This is a genomic window from Thiococcus pfennigii (assembly GCF_016583835.1).
GTDB classification, from domain to species: Bacteria; Pseudomonadota; Gammaproteobacteria; order Chromatiales; family Chromatiaceae; genus Thiococcus; species Thiococcus pfennigii.
The window spans coordinates 1-20,694 of the sequence record NZ_NRRW01000063.1 but is presented as its reverse complement, the minus strand read 5'-3'; the positions used below and the strand labels follow the sequence as shown (position 1 = coordinate 20,694).

Sequence of the window (20,694 nt, the reverse complement as noted above, 5' to 3'; positions counted from 1 at the left end):
AGGATTGCGCGCGCCGCAACCCGACGGCGGCCTTGCTCGGAGCCGCGTTGCCGGCTGTCGGGTTACGCCCCGAAGGGCTAACCCGACCTACGGCTCCGCCAGCGTTGCCTGGGCCGATGGCACGGCCCGTAGGTCGGGTCAGGCGCGCCGGCACAGCGATCCAGGGAAAAAAAAGGATTGCGCGCGCCGCAACCCGACGGCGGCCTTGCTCGGAGCCGCGTTGCCGGCTGTCGGGTTACGCCCCGAAGGGCTAACCCGACCTACGGCTCCGCCAGCGTTGCCTGGGCCGATGGCACGGCCTGTAGGTCGGGTTAGGCGCGCCGGCACAGCGGTCCAGGGAAAACAAAGGATTGCGCGCGCCGTAACCCGACGGCGGCCTTGCTCGGAGCCGCGTTGCCGGCTGTCGGGTTACGCACTGCGGGGCTGACCCAACCGAGTGTGCCGCGCGGTCATCGGCACGGCGCACCCGGTCGAGGATCGACCGCCACCCCTGCGCCCTCAGCGAAAAAGGCCGCAGAACGGATCAGCCCTGGACCATGGGGCGTGGGCGCTTGTGGCGACGAAAAACGCGCGGTTATACTGAGGCATTCGGAATTGATGATCCCAAGGCGGTTTCCGTCCATGAGGAACCGCCTTTTTTTATTTTTCGCTTCTAGCGCACTCGGGGCGCGTAGTGGGGGTTTGATGACATGAGCGAACCCTTGATGTCCACCTATCGGCGACTGCCCGTCACCTTCGCTCGCGGTGAGGGGGTGTGGCTCTGGGACACCGACGGCAAACGCTACCTGGACGCCCTCTCGGGCATCGCCGTCTGCGGCCTCGGCCACGCCCACCCGGCGGTTCGCGAGGCCGTCTGCGAGCAGGCCGGACGCCTGCTCCATACCTCGAACCTGTACCGGATCGCCGAGCAGGAGTCGCTGGGCCAAACCCTGACCGAACTGGCCGGGATGGACCGGGTCTTCTTCGGCAACTCGGGGGCCGAGGCCAACGAGGCGGCGATCAAGCTGGCCCGGCTCCACGCCCACCAGCGCGGCATCAAGGACCCGGCGATCCTGGTCACCGAGGGCAGCTTCCACGGCCGCACGCTCGCGACCCTGAGCGCAACCGGCAACCGCAAGGTGCGGGCCGGCTTCGAGCCGCTCGTGCAGGGGTTCGTGCGGGTACCCTACGGGGACCTCGACGCGGTCGCGACGGCCGCCGAACACCGGCCGAACCTGGTCGCCGTCATGGTCGAGCCGATCCAGGGCGAGGGCGGCATCCAGATCCCGCCCGACGACTACCTGCCGCGGCTGCGCGCGCTCTGCGACGCGCAGGGCTGGCTCCTGATCCTCGACGAGATCCAGACCGGGATGGGCCGCACCGGACGGCTCTTCGCCCACCAGCACGCCGGCATCCTGCCGGACGTGATGACGCTCGCGAAGGGCCTCGGCAACGGCTTCCCGATCGGCGCCTGCCTGGCCCGCGGGGCCGCGGCCGAGGTCTTCGGACCCGGTTCTCACGGCTCGACCTTCGGTGGCAACCCACTCGCCTGCCGGGTTGCTCAAACCGTCATCGAGACCATCATTGGTCAGGGCCTGATCGAGCAGGCCGCACAGACGGGCGTCTTCCTGCGCGAGCGTCTGCACGCCGCCCTCGGCGACATCGAGGGCGTCGTCGCGATCCGCGGGCGCGGCCTGATGCTCGGGATCGAACTCGCCAGCCCCTGCGCCGTCCTCGTCGAGCAGGCCCTGGCCGAGGGGCTGTTGATCAATGTCACGGCCGAGCGGGTCATCCGGCTGCTGCCGCCCCTCATCCTCGAGCGGCCCGAAGCGGACCTGCTGGTGGACACCCTCGCCGACCTGGTGCGGCGTTTCCTCGCGGAGACCTGCTAGCGATGCGTTCCAGCGACACGACCTGCCGGCACTTCCTGACCCTGTCCGACCTATCGCCGAGCGAGGCCCGCGCCTTGCTCGCGCGCGCGGTCGAGCTCAAGCGGATGCTGCGCGCCGGCGAGACCTACCTGCCGCTGCGGCACCGCACCCTGGCGATGATCTTCGAGAAGTCCTCGACCCGCACCCGGGTGTCGTTCGAGACGGCCATGGCGCAGTTCGGCGGCCACGCCCTGTTTCTCTCCCCGCGCGATACGCAACTCGGGCGCGGCGAACCGATCGAGGACAGCGCCCGGGTCCTCTCGCGGATGGTCGACCTGATCATGATCCGCACCTTCGACCAGGCCGTCGTCGAGCGCTTCGCCGCCTACTCGCGGGTGCCGGTGATCAACGGCCTCACCGACCGCTGCCATCCCTGCCAGCTCCTCGCCGACATGCAGACCTACCTCGAGCACCGCGGCGACATCCGCGGGCGCCGCGTGGCCTGGATCGGCGATGGAAACAACATGTGTCACTCCTACATCGAGGCCGCCGAGGTCTTCGATTTCGAGCTGCGCATCGCCTGCCCCGAGGGCTTCGAGCCGGACACCGACCTGCTCGCCGCGGCCGGCGAGCGCTGCACGCTCGGCCACGACCCGGCCGTCGCCGTCGAGGGCGCGGATCTCGTACTGACCGACGTCTGGGCGAGCATGGGCCAGGAGGCCGAGCAGGAGACCCGACTGCGGGCCTTCGCCCCCTATCAGGTCGACGACGCCCTGATGGCACGCGCCCGGCGCGACGCCCTGTTCATGCACTGCCTGCCGGCCCATCGTGGCGAAGAGGTGAGCGCCTCCGTCATCGACGGCCCCCAGTCGGTGGTCTGGGACGAGGCCGAGAACCGGCTCCACAGCCAGAAGGCCCTGATCGAATTCCTGGTCGGCGCCAACCCCTAGCACGAGAGCGGACGAACGAGCGAGGTACTGGGCCCGCGGAAGACGAGACGCACCGACATGCGCGAAAGCCCCGAGAAACGGGAGATTAGCCTCTATATTGAGCCTTTTCGCGTGTTTCGCATGGCCAAGAGCATGTGCCGGTCGTCGTCGAATCCGGGCTGGTGTCTCGCTTCGGAGATACCGAGGCCGCTCCTTCATGTCACCCTAAGAATCCGAGCACCGTAGGTGCCCGCTTGCGGGCGATCTGAGTGACGATTCAAGAACAGCCGGTACATCTACTGGGAACTACGAGACACGCGAAACACGCGAAAGGGCCGAACTGACACACAAGAATCGGCCGTTTTTTCGCGACTTTCGTGTACTTCGTAGTTTCTTGTCGTCTTCGCGCTGGTGTCGTTTGTTTTGAACCCTTCCTTGGCCGCCACGAGCGCGTCGTCGTCGCCCGCAAGCGGGCCCCCTACCACGCGAGGATGGCAGGCCGCGGCGTGCGGTCTCGGGAATCCCGCCGGGTTGCGCTAGACGGTGCCGTCGGCTGCGGGGAGCAATCGGCTCCATCTATCATTAAAATGCAAATATTCGTTATTCCCGTTTTGCTATTTAATAATTTGCTTATATTATTGACAACCGTTGGCGCTTGATCCCGCCTTCAAGCTGTCGCTCGAAAGGCAACAATCACACCTCTAGGAGAGAATTTATGAAGAAGCTCGCTACTGCCGCCGCGATCGCCGCCCTGCTGGGCGTTTCCGCCTCCGCCAGCGCCTGGTGGGGTCCGGGCTGGGGTGGCCCCGGCTACGGCAACGGCATGAACGACTGGTGGAACGACATGATGGGCGATGGCTACGGCGACTTCAACATGAGCATGAGCGGCGGCGGTCGCGGCTGGGGCCGCGGCTACAACCGCTACCGTGACTACTACGGCTATGGCCCGTACGGCTACGGCGCCCCTTACGGCTATGGCGCCCCCTACTACGGCGGCTACCCCTATGCCGCCCCGTACGGCGCCCCGATGGGTGCCCCGGCGGCCCCGGCCCAGCCGCAGACCTCCGAGTCCAAGTAAGGGCTCGACCGCAGCCACCGACGGGATGCAGGGCGCGCCCCGGATGCTGGACATCGGCCCGCAGAGGCCGGACCCGGCGGGCGCCGCCTGACCCGACCGGCTGACGCGCTCACCGCGTGGCCGGGTGATGGATGCGAAGCCGACAGTCGCGAGACTGTCGGCTTTTTTCGTTGGCCCCCTCGTGCCCCGCCCATTGAACCCAAAAACGGCAAAGGCCGCTGTCGGGTTACGGCGCGCACCAGCCTGTCCTCATATCGGCAACCGCCGTGCCAGCGCGCCTCACCCGACCGACGGGCCGTGCCGATCCGCCGGGGCCGTAGGTCGGGTTAGCCCCCGGGGCGTAACCCGACAGCCGGCCACGCGGCGCCCTCCGAGGCCCATGCCGGGGTACGCCGCGCACCACCTCTCCTCGTTCGACGACCGCCGTGCGAGCGCACCTCACCCGACCGACGGGCCGTGCCGGGGTTCGCCGACGCGCTGTCGCGCTCATCCGCCATCGGCGGGCGGTGACTCGGGTCCCGGCGTGACGATGACATGGCGCACGCCCCGGCCGTACAGCGCACCGACACTGAAGTCGAACCCGGCCCAGGCGACCCGGTCGCCGACCCGCGGCGGGCGGCCGAGCTCGCCGAGGATCAGGCCGGAGACGGTGTCCACGTCGGGGTGCTCGAGCGCCCCCCCGAGGACGGCGCCGAGGGTATCCAGGCGAACCGTCCCCTGAACCTGGAAGCGCCGCGGGCCGATCGGCAGGATGTCGGGGAGGTCGTCGGCGCCCTCCTCGATGTCGCCGACCGCCTCGGCGCAGATGTCCTCGATCGTCAGGATGCCGGCCGTCCCGCCGTGCTCGTCCATGACGACGACCATCTGGTTGCGCACACGCTGCATCGCGGCAAGGACATCATCCAGTGTCGCGCCCTCGGGCAGGTAGGCGGTCTCGCGCTCGGCCGCCGGGGTCAGGCCGGAGCCGCTTCGCAGCACCTGGAGCAGGTCCTTGATGTGCACCGTGCCCTGGATGTTGTCGAGGCTGTCGCGGTACACCGGGTAGCGGGTGTGGCGGTGTCGCGCCAGGATCTCGCGGAGCTCGGCGTCGCTCGCCCCGGCCGGGATGCCATGGATGCGCACCCGCGGGACCATCGCCTCGGCCGCCGTGAGCTCGCTGAAGTCGACGATCTCGCGGAAGATGCGCTCGCTCTCGGCGCTGAGCAGACCGCCCTGGCGGCTCTCCTCGGCGAGCGATTCGAGCTCTTCCGGGGCCAGGTAGTGCTGCGCGCTGCGCCCGCGTTCGACGCCGACGAGCCGCAGCAGCAGGGTGCCGACCAGATTCAGCGTCCGCACGAGCGGATAGAGAATCACCCCGATCGCCAGCATCGGCGGCGTCACCCACAGGGCGACCGGCACGGCGTGGCTGAGCGCCAGGGCCTTCGGCACCATCTCGCCGAGGACGATGTGCAGGTAGGTGATGGCCGAGATCGCGAGCACGGCGGCGAGGCCGTGGGCCGTGATCTGGGCACCCAGGCCGTCGAAGCCGGCGGCCTGCAGCCAGGCCTCGAAGAAGGCCGCCAGCGTGTGCTCGCCGTACATGCCGAGGCCCAGACTCGCGAAGGTGATGCCGAGCTGGGCCGTGGCCACGTAGCGGTCGAGCCGCTGCGGGTCCTGGAGCGTCGCATGGACCTGGGCGGCACGGCGCTCGCCGGCCTCGGCGCGGGCAGCGAGCGCCGCGCGGGGCGCGCCGATGATCGCGAACTCGGCGGCGACGAAGAGGCCGTTCAACGCGACGAGCAGCAGGACGACGATCAGGACGGTGATCAGCTCAGCCATGGGGCGCCTCCTGCGCGGCGGGGAGCCGCGTCGCCAACACGGCTTCGATCGCCGCGCCCTCGAGTCGCTCGATCTCGAACAGGAAACCGGCGGCGATCAGGCAGCAGCGGCCGGCGGGGATCGCATCGAGCTCCTCCAGCAGCCAACCGGCCAGCGTCTCGGCCCGGGTCGCCGCGGCCAAGGGGGCGGCACCGAGCGCTTGCGCCCAGGCCGCCAGGTCATCGCGCGGCAGGCGCCCCGGCAGCCGCCAGCGCCCATCCGCCAGCTGGGTCGGCCGCATCTCCATCGTCGACTTGAACTCGTCGGAGAGCCCGCCGAGCAGTTCGCGCAGGATGTCTTCGAGGCTGACCAACCCATCGACGTCGCCGTACTCGTCGACGAGCAGCGCGATCCGCGCCCGCCGGGCACGCAGCTCGCCGAGGGCGCGGTCGATCGTCAGGGCGCTCGGCAGCACCAGCAACGGTCGCACCAGGGCCTCCAGGCCCGATGGACCCTCGCCGGTCGCGATCGCCACCGCGAGGTCCTTCACATGCAGATAGCCGCGCACGTCATCGAGCCCGCCGCGGTGCACGACGAGCCGCGTGTAGGGGGCGGTCTCGACCTCGGCGAGCAGTCGCTCGTGCGGCGCAGCGAGGTCCAGCCCGGCGATCCGGCGACGCGGCACCATGACCTCGCGGATCCGGTGCCGACCGAGCTGGAGCGCCTCGCGCAGCCGCTGGCTCTCGCGGTCGGCGAGCACGCCGCCTTCGCGGCTCTCGCGGATCAGCAGATCGATCTCCTCGGGGGCATGGATGTGGCGATGGCTGGCCTGGACATCGACCCCGAGCCGCCGCAGGATCAGGCCGCCGCTGCCGTTGAGCAGGTCGATGAAGGGCGCCATCGCGACCAGCGACCAGCGCATCGGCCGATAGGTGGCCAGGGTGGTGCCGACCGGATACTGCAGGGCCACTGTTTTGGGGACGAGTTCGCCGAAGACGACCTGGACCGAGGTCAGGGCGACGAGGGTCAGGGTCGCGGCGAGGGCGTAGGCGCCGAGCGGCTCGAGCCCGGTGTTGGCGTCCAGCAGGGCGCCGATCCCCAACGCGACCGTCGCCTGACCGAAGGCCCCGAGGACCAGGCTGGAGACGGTGATGCCGATCTGGCAGGCGGCGATGTAGCGGTCGAGCTGGGCGTTATCGCGCAGGACCGGCAGCACGGCCGCCGCCATCCGGTGGCCCTGCGTCGCCAGGAGCTCGATACGCGTCGCGCGCGCGCCGACGATCGCGAACTCGGCCGCGACGTAGAAGGCGTTGACGAGGATGAGCAGCAGGAGGATGGAGACGACCCAGACGCTCATCGGGCGAGCGCCCCCATCGACGGCGTGCGCCGCCCCTCGGGCGGCGGGGGAAGGGGCTGGGGACTCGCGGGATCCTCGTCGTTCTCGGCACCAGGCATAACCACCTTCGACAGGACAGGTCATCGTGAAACAGGATGGCCCGATTATACCAATCGACCGATGGAAACGGGTTCGCGCGGCCTCGACCCTTGGCCTTGAATGCCACCGCGTCCCCGCCCATTAGGGGCCTGGAAGCCCTCCGAGCGCGCGAGGCGCGCCCTATCGACCTCGTCGCCCCCGCGCATGCCGGAGCGCGACTTTCAAATATCTAAATATATTGATATATTTCAACGCCTTTTTTCGACAAGACCAAAACCCCGGCGCCGTGGCCCACGGCCCTGGCCCAAAGGGTCGATGAATCCGATACGTACGAGGAGACGAACGAGCGATGTCCATCGAAGTCAACGGCAAGACGATCGAGCTGACCGAGGCCGGCTATCTGGTCAACCACATGGATTGGGACGAGGATGTGGCGCGCGCGCTGGCCGCGAGCGAGGGGATCGAGCTGACCGACCAGCACTGGGACGTCATCAACTACCTGCGCGATGAATACATCAACAACGGCCAGAACCAGCCGATGGAGCGGGCGGTCCTGAAGGACATGGGCAAGCGCTGGGGCTCGAAGCCGACGAGCAAGGACCTCTACCAGCTCTTTCCGCTGGCACCGACCAAGCAGGGGACCAAGATCGCCGGCCTGCCCCAGGTCAAGCGAAAGGGCGGCTACTGAGCGACATCGCCCGCGCAGAGCGGCGCGGGCGCCGCGCCGGCCCACCGCGGGGCCGGCCGACGCACCGCACGCCCATCACTCCCCGCGCGACTGGCGCTCCAGCAGCTCGCGCCGCTCCTGCGCCTCGACCGACAGGGTCGCGATGGGACGCGCCTCCAGACGGCGCAGGCCGATCGGCTCGCCCGTCTCCTCGCAGTAGCCATAGCTGCCGTCGTCGATGCGCCTGAGCGCCGCGTCGATCTTGCGCAGCAGCTTGCGATAGCGATCGCGGGTGCGCAGATCCAGCGTCTGATCCGCCTCTCGACTCGCCCGATCGGCCTCGTCGCCGACCTCGTGATGGGCGTCGTCACGCAAGTCGTCCAGGGTCTGCTGCGCCTGCTCCAACAACTCGGCGCGCCAGCTCAGCAGCCGTTCGCGGAAGTACTGCAACTGGAGAGGGCTCATGTACTCCTCTCCCTCGTCTGGGCGGTAGCCCGGGGGCAGCTCGATGGTCACGGGTCGGTACCTCGATGGCAGTCGTTCGGGCGAAACGAATCTTATAATGCAACCGAAGATACCGAGCAAATTTCGCTCCAACCGGTCCCTCAGACCGGGGCGGCCCGCCATGCACCCCGCGAGTCGCGCGACGCCAGCGGACCTCAGCAGCCGGACCGATGGCGCAAGTCCAACGTGTAGGGATGGTCGCCGGCCGGCTCCTCGGGTGGCGCATCGATGAGGCCCGGGGTGTGGCCCATCGTGCGGAAGCGGGCGATGCGGCGGCCCTCGGCCTCGTAGGCGTTGACCGGCAGGGTCTCGTAGCTGCGCCCGCCCGGATGGGCGACATAGTAGGTGCAGCCGCCCAGGCTGCGGCGATTCCAGGTGTCGACGATGTCGAAGATCAGCGGGTTGTGGGCCGGGATCGTCGGGTGCAGCCCCGACGGCGGGCTCCAGGCCTTGAAGCGCACACCGGCGACGTACTCGCCCCGGCGCCCCGTCGGACGTAGCGGCACCCGGCGGCCGTTGCAGGCGATGACGTGGCGCGCGTCGAGCATCCCGGTGACCTTGACCTGGAGCCGCTCGACCGAGGAGTCGACGAAGCGCGCCGTGCCCTGGGCGGTGACCTCCTCGCCGAGGACCGGCCAGGGCTCGATGGCCGCGCGCAGCTCCATGTCGAGGCCGTTGTCGGTGACCAGATCGCCGTAGTGCGGGAAGCGGAACTCGAAGAAGGGCTCGTACCAGTCGAGCCGAAACGGATAGCCGGCCCGCGCCAGGTCGCAGAGCACGTCCTCGAAGTCCTCGCGCACGAAGTGCGGCAGCAGGAAGCGGTCGTGCAGCTCGGTGCCCCAGCGTACCGGTCGGCGGGTGTAGGGCGTCTGCCAGAAGCGCGCCACCAGCGCGCGCAGCAGCAGCATCTGCGCCAGGCTCATGCGCGGGTGCGGCGGCATCTCGAAGGCGCGGAACTCGACCAGCCCCTGGCGGCCGCTCGCGGTGTCCGGCGAGTAGAGCTTGTCGATGCAGAACTCGGTGCGGTGGGTGTTGCCGGTCACGTCGACGAGCAGATTGCGCAGCAGCCGGTCGACCAGCCAGGGCTGCGCGACCTCGCCGGCGGGCATCTGCTGGAAGGCGATCTCCAGCTCGTAGAGGCTGTCGTCGCGCGCCTCGTCGACGCGCGGCGCCTGGCTGGTCGGGCCGATGAAGAGGCCGGAGAAGAGGTAGGACAGGCTCGGGTGGTGCTGCCAGTAGGTCAGGAGGCTCTGCACCAGATCCGGCCGGCGCAGCAGCGGGCTGTCCGCCGGGGTCGGCCCGCCGAGGGTGACGTGGTTGCCGCCGCCGGTGCCCGTGTGGCGCCCGTCGAGGAGGAACTTCTCGGTGCCCAGGCGCGCCAGGCGGGCCTCTTCGTAGAGGGCCTCGGTGATCCCGGCGAGCGCGTCCCAGTCATGGGCCGGGTGGACGTTGACCTCGATGACGCCTGGATCGGGCGTGACGGCGAGCTTGAGGAGCCGATGGTCGCGCGGCGGCTCGTAGCCCTCGATGATCACCGGCGTGGCGAGGCGCTCGGCGGTGGCCTCGATGGCCGCGATCAGCTCCAGCCAGTGCTCCAGGTGGGTCAGCGGCGGGCAGAAGATGTGGAGCCGCCCGTCGCGCGGCTCGACGCAGAGGGCGGTGCGCACCCGATCCGAGGCCGTCGCGGTCGGCGCCAGCGGCCACTGCTCGGCGGTCGCCTCCGGCGGCTCCCCGAGCGGGGCGACCCGGTCGTAACGCCACGCCAGGTCGCCCGGCCCCGCGCCCTGCTCGCGCAGCGCCTGGGGCGCCGCGTGCGGGCTCGTCAGGCGCCCGTAGCGGCGGGCGATCTCGTCGCACGGGGCGAGGTCCGCGCGCGGCTCGAAGGGGCTACGCTCGGGGTCGCGATCGAGCGCCTCGTCGGGCACGTGCGGCAAGGCGTCGAGCGGCAGGCGCAGGCCCATCGGCGAGTCGCCGGGGATCAGGAAGAGGTGGCCGCTGCGCAGGGTCCACCGCCCGCCCTGCCAACCGCCGTCCGGGTAGTCGCCCTGCCAGCGCAGCGGGAGCACGAAGCCCGCGACCCGGTCGAGCCCCTGCTCGAAGAGCCGGGCGAGGCGCGCCCGCTCCAGCGGCTCCCTGAGCCGGCTGTCGAGCGGGTCGACGTCGACCGGCAGCCGCGCCTCGCGCCACAGGTAGTAGAAGACGTCCTCGTAGGCCGGGACGGCCAGGTCCGCCTCCAGGCCCAGCCGCGCGGCCAGCTCCCGCGCGAACCGCCCGGCCTGCTCCGGCCCCTGGCCCTGGTCGGTGTGCTCCTCGGCGAGGAGGGCCGGGTCGCGCCAGACCGGATGGCCGTCGGTGCGCCAGTAGCAGGACAGCGCCCAGCGCGGCAACGGCTCGCCCGGATACCACTTGCCCTGGCTGCGATGCAGCAGACCGCCCGGGGCGAAGCGCTGCTTGAGCCGCCCGACCAGGTCCTCGGCCAAACGCTTCTTGGTCGGCCCCAGGGCCGCCGTGTTCCACTCGGCACCGTCCATGTCGTCGATCGAGACGAAGGTCGGCTCGCCGCCCATCGTCAGGCGCACGTCCTGCGCCCGGAGCTCCTCGTCGACCTGATGGCCGAGGGCGGCGATCGCCTGCCACTGCTCGGCCGTGTAGGGCTTGGTCACGCGCGGGTCTTCGTGGATGCGCTCGACCCGGTTGTGGAAGTAGAGGCTGGCCTCGCAGGGCTCGGTAGCGCCCGTGATCGGCGCGGCGCTGACCGGGTCCGGCGTACAGGCGAGCGGGATGTGGCCCTCGCCGGCGAAGAGGCCCGAGGTCGGGTCCAGACCGATCCAGCCGGCCCCCGGGACATAGACCTCGGCCCAGGCGTGCAGGTCGGTGAAGTCGCGTTCGGGGCCGCTCGGGCCGTCGAGCGACTTCACGTCCGGTGCGAGCTGCACCAGGTAGCCGGAGACGAAGCGCGCCGCGAGCCCCAGGTGACGCAGGATCTGGACCAGCAGCCAGCCCGAGTCGCGGCACGACCCCTGGCCGCGGCTCAGGGTCTCTTCGGCGCTCTGCACGCCCGGCTCCATGCGGATGACGTAGCCGACATCCTGCTGGAGCCGCTGGTTGAGGGCGACGAGGAAATCGACCGTGGCGCGCGCGCGGCGGTCGAGCCCGGCGAGCCAGGCCATCAGGCGCGGGCCGCGCTCCTTGATCTCCAGGTACGGGACCAACTCCTTGGCCAGTTGCGGCTCGTAGACGAACGGGACCTGCTGTGCCGAGTCCTCGAGGAAGAAGTCGAACGGGTTGATCGTGATCATCTCGGCGATCACGTCGACCTCGATGCTCAGGGCCTTGGCGCGCTGCGGGAACACCAATCGCGCCAGATAGTTGCCGAACGGATCCTGCTGCCAGTTGAGGAAGTGCTCGGCGGGCTCGACCCGCAGCGAGTAGGACAGGATCGGCGTGCGGCAGTGGGCCGCCGGGCGCAGCCGGATGACGTGGGGCGAGAGACCGACCGGGCGATCGAAGCGGTACTCGGTCTTGTGGTTGATGGCTACTCGGATCGACATGCTCGACCGTCTCCGCTGGGGCCGCACCCGGGCCACGCTCGATGGGATCGGCGCCTCGCCGGCGGCGAGGGACCTCGGAAGGGACGGGGCATTGTCGGCCCGGCGCCCGAAAAAGGGAACGGGTAGGCAGGCAATCCTCGCAATTGCGCGGCGTCGACGCCGTGCGCCCGTCCCGGAACGGGCGCACCAACGAGCGATGCGCAGCCACCCGCCGGGTCGCCTGGCCGGGGGACGGCCCGCCCGGCGATGGGCTGGACGCGGCGGATCAGGTCGAGCGAGTCGCCGCCCCGAGCCAATGGCCGAGGACCTCGGCGAGCGCCGCCAAGCGGACCGGCTTGGCGACATAGTCGTCCATGCCCGCCTCCAGGCAGCGCTCGCGATCGCCCTCGAGGGTGTTGGCCGTCATCGCGACGATCGGCACCGGGCGGCGGCCACGGGCCGCCTCCCAGCGGCGGATGGCCCGGGTCGTCTCGTAGCCGTCCAGGTCCGGCATCTGGATGTCCATCAGGATCACATCGTAGTCGGCGCCCGTCGCCCGCGCGATGCCATGGGCACCGGTGTCGGCCACATCGGCGCCCAGCCCGAGCCGCGCGAGCAGCCCGAGGGCCACCCGCCGATTGATCGGGTTGTCCTCGACGAGCAGGACGCGGCCGCGCAGCGTCGCGGTCTCGGGCGCCGTCGGCACGGCGGGCGGTCCCGGCGTCGCCCCCGAGAGGACCTCGACGAGGCCGTCGCGCAACAGTTGCTGGCGGACGGGCTTGGACAGGACCAGGACGGGCTCGATCGCCTCCCGGCCCACGACCTGGCCACCCGAGCTCAGGAGCAGGATCGGGGTCGCCGCGAGCGTCGCATCGGCGCGGATCTGGCCAGCCAATCCCAGACCGTCGACGTCCGGCATCTCCAGGTCGAGGATCGCGACGTCGAAAGACCGCCCCTCGGCCGCCGCGGCGCGCAGGCGCGCCAGGCCCTCGGCGGCGGTCGCGGCACAGTCGGCGGCGATCCCCCAACCGCGCAGGTAGTAGCCGACGACTCGGCGGTTGGTCTCGTTGTCGTCGACGATCAGGGCATGCCGGCCGGCCAGGTCGCCCGCGCCGGCCGCCGCCTCCGGCGCCTGTTGGCGCGCGAAGGGCACGACGAGCGCGAACCGCGAGCCACGCCCCGGCTCGCTCGCGACCTCGATGTCGCCGGCCATCAGACGGGCCAGGTTCCGCGAGATCGCCAGCCCCAGCCCGGAGCCGCCGAAGCGGCGCGTCGTCGAGGCGTCGGCCTGGTGAAATGGCCTGAACAGGTGCGTCATCTGCGCGGCGCTCAGGCCGATGCCGGTGTCGATGACCTCGAAGCGCAGGCGAACCCTGTCCGCGTCGGGCGATGCGGGCTCGGCCTCCTCGAGGCGCAGCACGACCTCGCCCGCGTCGGTGAACTTGATCGCGTTGCCGAGCAGATTGCTCAGGATCTGGCGCAGCCGCGTCGGGTCGCCGACGACGTGCGCCGGCGTGCCCGGCGCGACGAAGCAGGCGAGCTCCAGCCCCTTGCTCCGCGCCGAGGCCGAGAACAGGGTCGCGAGCTCCTCGGCGAGGGCGTGGACATCGAACGGGATCGACTCCAGCTCCAGCTTGCCGGCCTCGATCTTGGAGACATCGAGGATGTCGTTGATGACGGTCAACAGGCCCTCGGCCGAGCTGCGCACGACCTGAAGCGCCTCCCGCTGCTCCCGATCGAGGCGGGTCTGGGCGAGCATCTCGAGCATCCCGAGCAGCCCGTTCATCGGCGTGCGGATCTCGTGGCTCATGTTGGCGACGAACCGGCTCTTCGCCTGACTCGCCGCCTCGGCCTCCTCCTTCGCCAGCACCAGCGCCCGGCCGATGGCCCGCCGTTCGGCGACCTCGCGCCGCAGATCGGCGTTGAGCGCGCCGATGCGTTCCTTCTCGCGCGTCAGCGAGGCGACCAGATCGGCGTTCGCATAGCCGAGCTCGAGCGACCGGATCAGGGTCTGGTGATAACGCCGCGCGCTGCTCACCAGGAACAGCGAGAACAGCAGGATCATCGCCAGCAGCGTCTGCGACAGATAGCCGCCCATCAGGGCGACGCGCTCGGCGAGCGGCAACAGGGCCAACAGCATGTAGCCGACATAGGCCGGCAGATAGGACGACAGCGACGGGATCGCGCCGGCGACCATGCCGGCGATGACGAAGGCCAGAAAGAGCTGATGGATGACCCCCTCGGGCGGCAGCAGCAGCGCCGAGGCACCCCAGGCCGCCCCGGTGAGGGTCGTACCGAGCGCGAACAGGCGCGCCCAGAGCCGATCGGAACAGGCCCCGGGGTCGCGCCGGTAGCGGATCACGAGCCACTGGCGGGCCAGGACCAACGCGACCACGGCGCCGAACCATGCCCACAGAGAGGCCCCGAGCGAGGTCAACGAGATCGCGACCGTCACCAGGAAGGCATTGACGACCGTGAGAGCCAGACCGATCGGCGCCTGCTCGTAGAGGAGCCGCGTCAGGTCCTGGCCGACTCGGCTGTCGCGCGGTCCTCGGGCTGGGCCGTCCGTTTGCTGTGCGGTATTCACCACGGATCGTGCGCTCGCTCCCTGACGTGAGGTCGTTGGCAAGGGCATCGCGCCTCCCGGGGCCGGACGACGTCCAACCCCGTCGAGCCCGACCTCTTCAAGAGTAGATCAGGTGGACGCGGGATCGTCGATCGACAATGGACGAAGGCGAATCCCGGCGCGGCCCTGGGTCACCGCCATCGATGCCGGATACAATGGAGCGCCGCCCCGCGGGAACCGCATCGAACCGGACCCCATGCCACATCTGTTCATCGCCATCACGGCCCACGGCTACGGCCACCTGGCCCAGGTCGCACCGATCGCCCAGGCCCTGGCCGAGTGTCTGCCGGGGCTGCGCATCACGCTCCAGGGACCGGTCGCGCCGAGCGTGGCCGCCGCCCGCCTGCCGCGGGGCTTCCGTCATGTCCCGACGCCGGCCGACGTCGCCCTGCCGATGGCAAGCCCGGTGCAGGTGCGCTGGGACGAGGGCCTGGACCTGTACCGCGCCTTCGATGCCGAGCACGAAAGGCATCTCGCACGCCAGCAGGCCCTGCTCGCGGCCGAGCGGCCCGACCTGGTCCTCGCCGACGTGCCCTGGCTGCCACTCGCCGCGGCCCGGACGCTCGGCATCCCGGCCGTCGCGCTCTGCTCGCTCAATTGGCTGGATATCCTCGCCGCAAGCCCGGTCGGGGCCCGGCTGCCGCCGGCCCTGGTCGAGCACATGCACGCCGGCTATGCCGGCGCCGACCTCTTCCTGCGCCCGGCCCCATCGATGCCGATGCCCTGGCTGCCGAACGGGCGCGACATCGGCCCGATCGCGCTGCAGCGCGCGCGCCGACCCGAGGCGATCCGTGCCCGGCTTGGCATCCCCGCCGAGCGGCGCCTCGTCTTGATGCTGTTCGGTGGCACAGGGGCGCTGCCCCTCGGCGAGGGCGAGCCGCTGCCCGATGGGATCGAGATCCTGGTACCGAACGGCGACGCAGCCGCCGAACGCCCAGGGGTCAGCGCCCTCGCCGACCCGAGTCTCGACGTGCTCGACGTCCTGGCCTCGTGCGACGCCATCATCACCAAGCCCGGCTACGGCACCTTCGCCGAGGCCGCCTGCAACGGCGTGCCGGTCCTCTACGTACCACGCGGCGACTGGCCCGAGGAGGGCCCGTTGGTCGACTGGCTGGCCGCGCGGGTACCGACCGCCGCGGTCGCGGCCACGGACTTCGCCACTGGGCGCATCGCCGCGTCGCTCGCGGACCTGCTCGCGGCCGGACCGGCGCCACCGGTGCCGGCAACCGGCATCGCCGAGGCCGTCGCGCTGCTGCGCCCCTGGCTGGAGTAGGCGTCGGTGGTCGCGCCAGCCGTCAGCAGGACAAGCCGAGAACCGCCGATCCGGAACGACAGCGTCCTTGCTTCGCCAGCTTCTCGCGATACATGGCGGCATCCGCTCGGGCGAAGGCCTCCTCGAGGAGCGAGCCGTCGCTGGCGGTGGCGATGCCGACCGAGAGTGACAAGGGCAAGCCGGCGTCGCGTCGATTGGAGTCGATCAACGCCTCGCGCACGCGGGCCAGCACCGTGCCGGCCGCCACGTTGTCGGTGCGGTAGAGGATGATGACGAACTCGTCGCCACCCAGTCGCACGACGACATCCTCGGCCCGCGCGCCGCGCTCGAGGACCCGGGCGGCCTTCTGGATGAGCAGGTCGCCGGTCAGGTGCCCGGCCGTGTCGTTGACCTGCTTGAGGCCATCGACATCGGCGACCAGCAGGCTGATCGGCCCCTGCCCGGCCGCCGCCAGGCGCTCCAATTCGTCGTTGAAGAAGGCGCGGTTGCGCAGCCCGGTCAGCGCATCATGGAGGCTCAGGTAGCGGACCCTGGCCTCGGCGACGCGCTTGTCGCGCAGGCCCTGGATCATCCGGTTGAAGGCGTCGGAGAAGTCGCCGAGGTAGTCGACGCGCTGATCGAGATCGCCGGCGGCGATCTGCTGCGCCTGCCAGGTCAGGTGGCGCAGGTTGGAGCGCAGCTGCTTGAGGGGATCGAGCAGGTGGGTGCGCGGCGGGGGTTCGTGACCGAGATCGCCGTTGGAGAGCGCCAGGGCCAGCTCGCGCATGGCCGCGAGCTGATCGAGCAGCCGATCGAGGCCCTCGCCGAAGGCCTGAAGCTCCGGCGACAGGCCTTGCGGATGCAGTCGGGGCGCCGGTTTGGCATTCAGCACCCGCTCGACCCGCTCGAGCGCGGCGGCCAGGTACCGACGATCGGCGTCGTTCACCCGGCGCTCGACTCCGGCTTCACGTCGAAGCGGCAGGTGCGATCCCCGGTCGCCCAGCAATCGGTCTCGACGGCCGAGAACGGCTTGCCCGTGTAGGCGTAGAGCAGGCCGGAGAGGAAGCCCTCGTCGTACTCGCAGACCGCCGTGCCGGTCACCGACAGGCCGGAGCAGTCGAGGTCTTCGGAGACGGTCAGCGTGAAGACCAATCGTTGCGGGTCAGCCCGCTCGATGCGCAGCACGCCGATACCCAGTTCCTTGAGCCGAGCCTGGAGCTGGGCGATGAAGGCCTCGAGCGGCAGGTCGCGATCGAGCAGATTCAGACAAAACTCGCGACCGGCGATCCAGCCGGCCTCGCGCAGCAGCTCCCCGGCCTGCGCGGCACCGTACCGCTGCGCCAGGGCCTCGCGCATCGTGTACTGCGCCAGTCGATAGACGACGACTGGGACCTGCAGGCCGAGATTGGGGCGGCCGGTCTCGATGTCGCCGAGATCGCGCCAGTGGAACCCATAGCCTTCGCCGAATGCTGGAAACACGCAGCATCTCCCCGAATTACCGACTTCTTATAGAAGTATCCCCTAGCGCCCGCACGGCTGCAACGGCCGACGCCCGGGGACATGCGCCGGGGCCAGGCGCAGTCGGCGACCGACCGCTAGCCGCCCCCGTCGCCCTCGGCCCCGACCGGTGCAGCGGCGGCGCCGAGCCAGCGCCGCAACCGCCCGTGGGCACTCTCGTGGAGCGAGAGCAACGCCGGGATCACGAGCAGCACCAACAGGGTGGCGAAGGCCAGACCGAAGGCGATCGAGGTCGCCATCGGCACCAGGAACTGGGCCTGGTAGGACTCCTCGAACAACAGTGGCGTGAGGCCTGCAATCGTCGTCAGCGAGGTCAAGACCACCGCCCGCAGGCGACGGCAGGCGGCCTCGGTCAGGGCCTCCGCGACCGACAGGCCATCGGCACGCAACCCTTTGTAGAAGGAGACCAGGATGATGGCGTCGTTGACCACGATCCCGGCCAGCCCGAACATCCCGAACAGCGACAGGATGGTCAGATCGACGCCCATCACCCAGTGGCCGACCACGGCGCCGGTCAGGCCGAACGGGATCGCGACCATGACGACGAGCGGCCAGCCGTACGAGGAGAAGACCCAGGCGAGGATCAGGTAGATCAAGATCAGGCCGAGGACGAGCCCGTTGCGCATGTCGGTGAGGGTCTCGCGCTGGTCCTCGGAGCGCCCGGCGAAGGCGTGGTCGATGCCGTGGAGGCGCCTGAGTTCCGCGAGCGGCCCGGCCTCCAGCGCCGCCACGACGCGACCGGCCGTGGTGACGGTCGGGTCGACGTCGGCGGTGACCTCGACGGCGAGCCGACCGTCGGCGTGGCGCAGGACCTCGAAGCCGCGCCGCGCCCGCCAATCGGCGACGGCGGCGAGCGGCACCAGCTCGCCGGACGGCGTGCGCACGTTGAGCCGCTGGAGGCTCGCGAGCGTCGCCCGCTCGGCATCGGGCAGGCGCACCCGTACCTCGACCTCATCCGGGCCGTCCTGGAAGATCTGCACCAACTGGCCGTCGAAGGCGGTGCGCAGTTGGCGGCCGAGGTCGGCGACCGTCAACCCCAGCGCCTGACCGGCAGGGCTCACCGAGTAGATCAGCTGCTCGCGACCGTAGGCCATGTCGTCCTCGACCTCGAGGACGCCGTCGATGCTCGCCAGGGTCGCGGCAAGCTCGACGGCCGCCGTCTTCAGCCGCTCGGCATCAGCGCCGGTGAGGCGGATCGTCAGGTCGCGCCCGGGTGGACCGGAGCGGCGCGCCGTGATGTTGAGCCCCTCGAGCCCGGAGGGCAGCTCGATGCGCTGGCGCCAGGCGCGGATGAAGGCGTTGTTGTGGATCTCGCGCTCGTCGGGCTCGACCAACTCGACGCGCAGCGAGCCGAGCTGGTCGCCCGCCCCGCCGGCCCCGGTGGTGCCGCTCTTGGCCCCGTGCGAGGCGACGACGACCCGCACCAGCTGGCCCTCGCCGAGTTCGCGCTCGGTGCGGTAGAGGGCCGCCTCCAGCTCCTCGAGGAAGGCATCGACCTGCGCGCGCGGGGTACCGGCGACGAAGGTGGCGTTGGCGTAGAGGATCGGCGACTCCGGGGTCGGGAAGAAGACGAAGCCGATCCGCCCGCCGGCGATCAGGCCGATGGCCAGGATCAGGGTCGCGAGCGCTGCGGCCACCGTCGTGAAGCGATGACGGATGGCGCGCGCCGCGAGCGGTCGGAAGAGGCGATCGCGGAAGTGCTCGAAGGCGCGGTCGAGGCGGGCGCGAAGACCGCCGGGGCGGGCCTTGTGCGCATGGACGAAGGCATGGCGCAGGTGCCCAGGCAGCACCAGGAAGCCCTCGATCAGGGAGGCCAGGATCGCGCAGATGATGATCAGCGGGATCGTGAAGAGCATGTTGCCGATGCGCCCGCCGACCAGCATCAGCGGCAGGAAGGCGGCGATCGTCGTCAGCGACGAGGCGATGACCGGCGCCAGCATCCGCCGCGCCCCGCCCTCGGCGGCGAGCAGCGGCGCCTCGCCCATCTGAGAGTGGGCCAGCGCGTCCTCGCCGACGACGATGGCGTCGTCGACGATGATGCCGAGCGCCATGATCAGCGCGAACAGGCTCAGCATGTTGAGACTGCCGCCGGCCAGGTAGAGGATGAAGAGGGTCGCGGCGAAGGTCACCGGGATGCCCCAGGCGACCCAGAAGGCGACCCGCCCGGTGAGGAACAGATAGAGGATCAGCACGACCAGCAGCAGGCCGCCGAGACCGTTGTAGACGAGCAGCAGGATGCGATCGCGGACCAGCTCCCAGGAGGCGTCATAGACGGCGATCTCGACCCCGGGCGGCAGCGTCGGGCGGGTCTCGGCGAGCCAGGCGTCGAGGCGGCGCGCGGCCTCGAGGGTGTCACCGCTCTCGGCCCGCTGCACGACCAGCTCGACGGCCGGGCGGCCGCCGACCGACAGCCAGACCCCGTCATCGCTCGCGACCCGCTCGATCCGGGCGATGTCGCCGAGGTCGACGTGCAGCGTCGCCTCGGTCGCGATCGGCAGCTCGGCGAACTCCAGCGGGTCGCGCCGCTTGTCCAGGCTGCGCAACTCGCGCGCCCCCTCCGCGCGCCCGACGACGCCGGCCGGCAGGTCGCGGCTGAAGTCGGCGATCCGCGTGCCGATGTCGTCGAGGCCGAGGCCGAGCTCGGCGAGCCGCTCATGGTCGATCTGGATGCGGATCTCCTCGTCCGGCAGCCCGTTCAGGTCGACCCGGTCGAGCCCCCGGTCGAGCAACTCGGTCTCGAAGCGGCGCGCCAGGCGGCGCATCTCGGCCGGGTCGTCGAGGCCGGTGACCAGGAGCCTGGCGACCTGCTCGTAGCGGATCGCCAGGGCCACCTCGGGCTTCTCGGCGTCCTGCGGGAGGTTGCGGAATTCATCGACGAGGCGGCGAACCTGATCGAGGGCCAGCAAGGGGTCGGCGCGCCCGTCGAACTCCAGCGTGATCGCCGAGATGCCCTGGCTGGAGGTCGAGGTCATCTGGTCGAGGTAATCGAGGCTGCGCAGGCGCTGCTCGAGGGGCGTCGTAATGCTGTCCTCGATGTCCTCGGCGCTGGCCCCGGTCCAGACGACCCGCACCGTGACCATGTCGAGCTCGAAGGTCGGGAAGAGCTGGACGTTGAGCCGGTCGAGCGCCAGGGCGCCGGCCAGCAGCATCATGACCATCAACAGATTGGCCGCGACCGCGTGATGGGCGAACAGCCCGATCAGGTCGGTGCGGTGACGTGGCGGCGCCGTCATCGGCCCACCACGGGGTCCGCGGCACCGCCCGGCGGATCGGCCACCTCGCCGACCGTCTCGACCCGCAGCCCGTCGATCGCGTTCGGCAGGTGGGTCGTGACCATCAGGTCGCCGGTCGCGAGCTGCGGGGAACGCACCAGCAACCGTTCCCGGCCATCGGCCTCGCGCCGCGCGCCGAGGACCTCGACGTCGAGGCCGTCCAGGCGCCCGTCGCGCAGCCGGTAGAGCCGGCCGCCGCCGTAGACGGCGCGAAACGGCACGGCGAAGGCGTCGGG

At 70.6% G+C, this 20,694-nt stretch carries 13 protein-coding genes and 1 pseudogene; 5 read left to right on the top strand and 9 right to left on the bottom strand.

All coding sequences use genetic code 11. The features are described 5' to 3' along the window. Positions 1-689: 689 nt before the first annotated feature. The 3 genes from CKO41_RS15675 (at position 690) to CKO41_RS15665 (ending at position 3,857) form a co-directional block, all read left to right on the top strand. The gene (locus tag CKO41_RS15675; RefSeq protein WP_200255271.1) at positions 690-1,871 is read left to right on the top strand and encodes an aspartate aminotransferase family protein; all 1,182 of its coding nucleotides are present in this window, start codon (positions 690-692) and stop codon (positions 1,869-1,871) included. A 2-nt stretch (positions 1,872-1,873) separates the two neighbouring features. Further along, complete coding sequence (argF, locus tag CKO41_RS15670) at positions 1,874-2,800, top strand: ornithine carbamoyltransferase (protein ID WP_200255273.1); 927 nt, start codon at positions 1,874-1,876, stop codon at positions 2,798-2,800. Between the two features lie 637 nt (positions 2,801-3,437). Next, positions 3,438-3,857, top strand: coding sequence for a sulfur globule family protein (locus tag CKO41_RS15665; protein ID WP_338115602.1), 420 nt, complete (start codon positions 3,438-3,440; stop codon positions 3,855-3,857). A gap of 486 nt (positions 3,858-4,343) precedes the next feature. On the opposite strand, the gene CKO41_RS15660 is transcribed toward CKO41_RS15665, so the two are convergent. Further along, positions 4,344-5,675: a hemolysin family protein gene (locus CKO41_RS15660; RefSeq protein WP_200382988.1), complete on the bottom strand. Its 1,332-nt coding sequence runs from the start codon at positions 5,673-5,675 to the stop codon at positions 4,344-4,346. Next, on the bottom strand, positions 5,668-7,011 hold the full coding sequence (locus CKO41_RS15655) for a hemolysin family protein (RefSeq protein WP_200382987.1): 1,344 nt from the start codon (positions 7,009-7,011) through the stop codon (positions 5,668-5,670). The genes CKO41_RS15660 and CKO41_RS15655 overlap by 8 nt, the downstream gene beginning before the upstream one ends. 427 nt (positions 7,012-7,438) lie before the next feature. Here CKO41_RS15655 and CKO41_RS15650 point away from each other — a divergent pair, with 427 nt between their 5' ends. Continuing rightward, positions 7,439-7,777, top strand: a complete 339-nt coding sequence (locus CKO41_RS15650) for a TusE/DsrC/DsvC family sulfur relay protein (protein ID WP_200251927.1) — start codon at positions 7,439-7,441, stop codon at positions 7,775-7,777. A gap of 75 nt (positions 7,778-7,852) precedes the next feature. Here the strand turns inward: CKO41_RS15650 and dksA are convergent, their stop codons facing one another. From dksA to CKO41_RS15635, 3 genes are all read right to left on the bottom strand, one after another. Beyond that, a complete protein-coding gene (dksA, locus tag CKO41_RS15645; RefSeq protein ID WP_242464374.1) occupies positions 7,853-8,221 on the bottom strand; it encodes an RNA polymerase-binding protein DksA in 369 nt (122 codons plus the stop codon). Positions 8,222-8,415: 194 nt separating this feature from the next. Then, positions 8,416-11,811, bottom strand: coding sequence for a transglutaminase family protein (locus CKO41_RS15640; protein WP_200382986.1), 3,396 nt, complete (start codon positions 11,809-11,811; stop codon positions 8,416-8,418). Positions 11,812-12,076: 265 nt separating this feature from the next. Then, complete coding sequence (locus tag CKO41_RS15635) at positions 12,077-14,377, bottom strand: response regulator (protein ID WP_338115601.1); 2,301 nt, start codon at positions 14,375-14,377, stop codon at positions 12,077-12,079. Between the two features lie 235 nt (positions 14,378-14,612). Between CKO41_RS15635 and CKO41_RS15630 the strand changes: the two genes are divergently transcribed. After that, positions 14,613-15,689, top strand: a complete 1,077-nt coding sequence (locus tag CKO41_RS15630; RefSeq protein WP_200382984.1) for a glycosyltransferase family protein — start codon at positions 14,613-14,615, stop codon at positions 15,687-15,689. Between the two features lie 22 nt (positions 15,690-15,711). Here the strand turns inward: CKO41_RS15630 and CKO41_RS15625 are convergent, their stop codons facing one another. The 4 genes and pseudogenes from CKO41_RS15625 to CKO41_RS15610 all read right to left on the bottom strand — a co-directional run. Beyond that, entirely contained in the window at positions 15,712-16,614 is a 903-nt protein-coding gene (locus tag CKO41_RS15625; RefSeq protein WP_200251917.1) for a diguanylate cyclase domain-containing protein, read from the bottom strand. Further along, positions 16,611-17,147 (bottom strand): V4R domain-containing protein, encoded by a 537-nt coding sequence (locus CKO41_RS15620; protein ID WP_200251915.1) that lies wholly within the window; start codon positions 17,145-17,147, stop codon positions 16,611-16,613. The genes CKO41_RS15625 and CKO41_RS15620 overlap by 4 nt, the downstream gene beginning before the upstream one ends. A gap of 116 nt (positions 17,148-17,263) precedes the next feature. Beyond that, complete coding sequence (locus CKO41_RS15615) at positions 17,264-20,419, bottom strand: efflux RND transporter permease subunit (RefSeq protein ID WP_200382983.1); 3,156 nt, start codon at positions 20,417-20,419, stop codon at positions 17,264-17,266. Further along, positions 20,416-20,694: pseudogene (locus CKO41_RS15610) on the bottom strand (RND transporter); the annotation flags it as partial. The gene CKO41_RS15615 and the pseudogene CKO41_RS15610, both read right to left, overlap by 4 nt.